3 protein-coding genes and 1 tRNA gene are annotated in these 4,329 nt (G+C 71.8%); 1 reads left to right on the top strand and 3 read right to left on the bottom strand.

The annotated features are described in order from the left end of the window. Positions 1-44: 44 nt before the first annotated feature. From AE652_RS20480 to AE652_RS20470, 3 genes are all read right to left on the bottom strand, one after another. Positions 45-1,022 carry a ribose-phosphate diphosphokinase gene (locus tag AE652_RS20480; RefSeq protein ID WP_049653615.1) on the bottom strand — a complete coding sequence of 326 codons (978 nt, stop codon included), beginning with the start codon at positions 1,020-1,022 and terminating at the stop codon, positions 45-47. A 201-nt stretch (positions 1,023-1,223) separates the two neighbouring features. Further along, entirely contained in the window at positions 1,224-2,678 is a 1,455-nt protein-coding gene (gene glmU / locus AE652_RS20475; RefSeq protein WP_049653614.1) for a bifunctional UDP-N-acetylglucosamine diphosphorylase/glucosamine-1-phosphate N-acetyltransferase GlmU, read from the bottom strand. A 143-nt stretch (positions 2,679-2,821) separates the two neighbouring features. Continuing rightward, positions 2,822-2,892, bottom strand: a tRNA-Gln gene (locus AE652_RS20470). Positions 2,893-3,140: 248 nt separating this feature from the next. Here AE652_RS20470 and AE652_RS20465 point away from each other — a divergent pair. Next, positions 3,141-4,220, top strand: coding sequence for a fatty acid desaturase (locus tag AE652_RS20465; RefSeq protein ID WP_079271852.1), 1,080 nt, complete (start codon positions 3,141-3,143; stop codon positions 4,218-4,220). The last annotated feature ends 109 nt before the right edge of the window (positions 4,221-4,329 follow it).

Below are 4,329 nucleotides of genomic sequence, written 5' to 3'. Positions count from 1 at the left end.
CGGCCCCGGTCCGATCGGACCGGGGCCGCCTGCACGGGCCTTCGTCAGTGCACGCCCTCGAAGAGGCTGGTCACGGAGCCCTCCTCGAAGACCTCGCGGATCGCGGCGGCGATCGACGGGGCGATGGACAGCGTGGTGATCTTGTCCAGCTGGATCGAGGCCGGGGTGGGCAGCGTGTTGGTGAACACGAACTCGCTCACCCGCGAGTTCTTCAGCCGGTCCGCGGCCGGGCCGGAGAGCACACCGTGGGTGGCGGCCACCACGACGTCCGCGGCGCCGTTGTCGAACAGCGCGTCGGCCGCGGCGCAGATGGTGCCGGCGGTGTCGATCATGTCGTCGACCAGCACGCAGACCCGGCCCTTGACGTCACCGACGACGTCGGCCGACAGGATGGTGTTGGCCTGGGTGATGTCGCGGCGCTTGTGGATGATCGCCAGCGGGGCGTCCAGCCGGTCGCACCACTGGTCGGCGACCTTCACGCGGCCGGCGTCCGGGGAGACGACCGTCAGCTTGTCGCGGTCGACCTTCCCGCCGATGTAGTCGGCCAGCAGCGGCAGCGCGAACAGGTGGTCCACCGGGCCGTCGAAGAAGCCCTGGATCTGCGCGGTGTGCAGGTCCACGGCCATCAGGCGGTCGGCGCCGGCCTGGCGCAGCAGGTCGGCGACCAGGCGGGCCGAGATGGGCTCGCGGCCGAGGTGCTTCTTGTCCTGGCGGGCGTACCCGTAGAACGGCAGGATCGCGGTGATGCTCTTGGCGGAGGCCCGCTTCAGAGCATCGATCATGATCAGCTGTTCCATGATCCACTGGTTGATGGGAGCCGTGTGGCTCTGCATCACGAAGCAGTCCGCGCCGCGCGCGGAGTCCAGGAAGCGGACGTAGATCTCGCCGTTGGCGAAGTCCAGGGCCTTGGTGGGGACCAGCTCGGTCCCGAGCGCCTCGGCCACCTCCTTCGCCAGCTCCGGGTGGGCACGGCCGGAGAAGAGCTTCAGCTTCTTCTCACCCGACGTCGTGATCCCGCTCACTGCACCGTCTCCTCGCGTTGCGAACGCTGAACCCTCGACCCGGTGGCGGGCAGGCAGGGCCCGCTCGCGGTACGGGTTGGGGAATTGTCGGTACGCCTGGACACGGGCGGTAAGCCCTGTGGCGCACGTATGTCCCCAAGGTTACGCGCCCGCGCAGAAACCGTCCGCCTCGGGACCGTCCCCCGGCCCCGGCCCGCCCGCTCAGGCCTGCTCGGCCCCGTCCGCCGCCGCCTTCGCGGCCTGCGCGGACACCGTCCCGGGGCGCTTGCGCTCGACCCAGCCCTCGATGTTGCGCTGCGTGGCCCGGTTCACACCGAGCGCCCCGGCCGGGACGTCGTTGGTGATCACCGAGCCGGCGCCGGTGTAGGCGCCGTCACCGACGGTGACCGGGGCGATGAACATGTTGTCCGAACCGGTGCGGCAGTGCGCGCCGATGACCGTGCGGTGCTTGTTCACTCCGTCGTAGTTCACGGTGACGGAGGCCGCGCCGATGTTGGTGCCCTCGCCGATCGTGGCGTCGCCGATGTAGGACAGGTGCGGCACCTTGGCGCCCTCGCCCAGCTCGGAGTTCTTCACCTCGACGTAGGTGCCGACCTTCGCCTTGCGGCCCAGCCGGGCACCCGGCCGCAGGTAGGCGTACGGGCCGGCGGTGGCCAGCTCGCCGATCTCGGCGCGGTCGGCCGTGGTGTTGCTCGCCCGGGCGCCGGCGCCGACCAGGGTGTCCTTGAGGGTCGAGTTCGGGCCGACCTCGCAGCCCTCGCCCAGGTGCGTGGCGCCCTGGAGCTGGGTGTTCGGCAGCACCACGGCGTCCGGCTCGTACGTGACCTGCACGTCGAACCAGGTGGTCGCCGGGTCCACCACGGTGACGCCCTCGCGCATCGCCCGCTCCAGCAGGCGGTCGTTCAGCAGCCGGCGGGCCTGCGCCAGCTGGACCCGGTCGTTGATGCCCAGGATGTCCCGGTGGTCCTCGGCCACCACGGCGCCGACCCGGTGGCCCGCCGTGCGCAGGATCTCCAGGGTGTCGGTCAGGTACTCCTCGCCCTGCGAGTTGTCCGTGGTGAGCTCGCCCAGCGCCGCGGTGAGCAGCTTGGCGTCGAAGGCGAAGACGCCGGAGTTGATCTCGGTGATCGCGCGCTGGGTGGCGCTGGCGTCCCGCTCCTCGACGATCGCGGCGACGGTGCCGTCCTCGTCCCGCAGGATGCGGCCGTAGCCGAAGGGCTCCGGGACGACGGCGGTCAGCACGGTGACGCCGTTCTGCTGGGCGGTGTGCGCGTCGGCCAGCCGGCGCAGGGTCTCCCCGGTCAGCAGCGGCGAGTCGCCGGCGGTGACGATCACGGTGCCGTCCAGCACGGCGCCGTCGGCGGCCAGCGACTCCAGCGCGGTGCGCACCGCGTGCCCGGTGCCGTTCTGCTCCGCCTGCACCGCGGTGCGGGTGGCCGGGTAGTGCTCCGTCAGGTGCGCCACGACCAGCTCGCGCTGGTGGCCGACCACGACGACCAGCTGGCCGGGCGTCAGTTCCCGGGCCGCCGAGACCGCGTGACCCACCAACGAGCGGCCGCACACCTCGTGCAGCACCTTGGGCAGCTTGTTCGACTTCATCCGGGTCCCGCCACCGGCGGCGAGCACGACAACGGCGGCAAGCGAATTGGCACCCATGCGGGGAGGCTCCTCGGTAGGTTCACAGAGAGGGCAGAGCAGGCCCGGCCCGGACCCAGGCCGGTCGCCATTCGCACAGTCCGCCGAGCAGCACCGACAATACCGGCGCCACGGATAACGCCCGAACCCGAGGCGTGCAGAGGCTCCGCCGCTAGGATTCGAACCCAGACAAAGGCCTCCAAAGGGCCCTGTGCTGCCATTACACCACGGCGGACAGTCGTGTCAGACCCTACCCGAGAGGGCCCTGCCGTGGGTATCGACTTGACCGATCCACGGCCCGGATTCCAGCCCCGGCGGCCGAACCCGCCGGCCCCCCGGTTCATCCATCCAGTCGGGTGAATTCACTCAAGCGCCGCGCGGCGGTGTGTTCCCCTGGACACGGAGCGCAACCTACGATGCCGTAGGTTACGCCAACGTAGCTCCGCTTCGCTCCCGTTCCGGGACGCCGCACAAGGGACGCCCATGACCATCCAGGCAGGCGAGGCGCGCGCGGGGAACGCCGCGTCCCGCACTCCGTCTCCCGACCCCGAACCCGCCGAACCCACCGACCCCGCCGCACCCGTGGAGACCGACGACGCCGTGGAGACCGCCGACCAGACCGCCGGGACCGGCGACTCCGACACCGCCGCCACCCGGCTGTCCGCCACCCGCGGCGGCGAGAAGCAGGGCCCGGCCGAGCGGATCGCGCTCTCCCTGTTCATCCTCGTGCCGTTCGCCGCCCTGGTCGCCGCCGTCCCGGTGGCCTGGGGCCGGGGGCTGGGCTGGACGGACCTCGCGATCACCGTCGGCATGTACTACCTCACCTGTCACGGCATCACCATCGGCTACCACCGCTACTTCACCCACGGCGCCTTCAAGGCCGGCCGCCCGATGCGCCTGGCGCTGGCGATCGCCGGGAGCCTCGCCGTCGAGGGCCCGCTGGTGCGCTGGGTGGCCGACCACCGCAAGCACCACCGGTTCAGCGACAAGGACGGCGACCCGCACTCGCCGTGGCGCTACGGGGAGAGCGTCCCGGCGCTGATGAAGGGCCTCTGGTGGGCCCACATGGGCTGGATGTTCGACGAGGAGCAGACCCCGCAGCTCACGTACGCCCCGGACCTGGTGCGCGACCCGGCCCTGCGGCGGATCTCCCGGCTGTTCTGGCTCTGGACCACCATCTCGCTGCTGCTGCCCGCGCTGATCGGCGGCCTGGTGAGCCTGTCCTGGGAGGGCGCGCTCTCCGCCTTCTTCTGGGGTTCGCTGGTCCGGGTGGCGCTGCTGCACCACGTCACCTGGTCGATCAACTCGATCTGCCATGCCGTCGGCCGGCGCCCGTTCCGCTCCCGGGACCGCTCCGGCAACGTCTGGTGGCTGGCCGTGCTCTCCTGCGGGGAGTCCTGGCACAACCTGCACCACGCCGACCCGACCTCGGCCCGGCACGGGGTGCTCCGCGGGCAGATCGACTCCTCGGCCCGGCTGATCCGCTGGTTCGAGCTGGCCGGCTGGGTCCGGGACGTCCGCTGGCCGGACGCGCAGCGGATCGCCGCCCGCCGCGCCGCATGAGGCGGCGCTTCCAGCATGATGTAGGGGTGAACGGGAGCAGCGCAGACAGCAGGGGCGGTCACCACGGCACGCGGACGGACGCGGCGCCCGCCACGGCGCAGGCCCGTCC

Source organism: Kitasatospora sp. MY 5-36, from assembly GCF_001182915.1.
Taxonomy (GTDB): domain Bacteria; phylum Actinomycetota; class Actinomycetes; order Streptomycetales; family Streptomycetaceae; genus Kitasatospora.
Note: the sequence above shows the minus strand (reverse complement) of the source record. Positions and strands in the feature narration are given on the sequence as shown.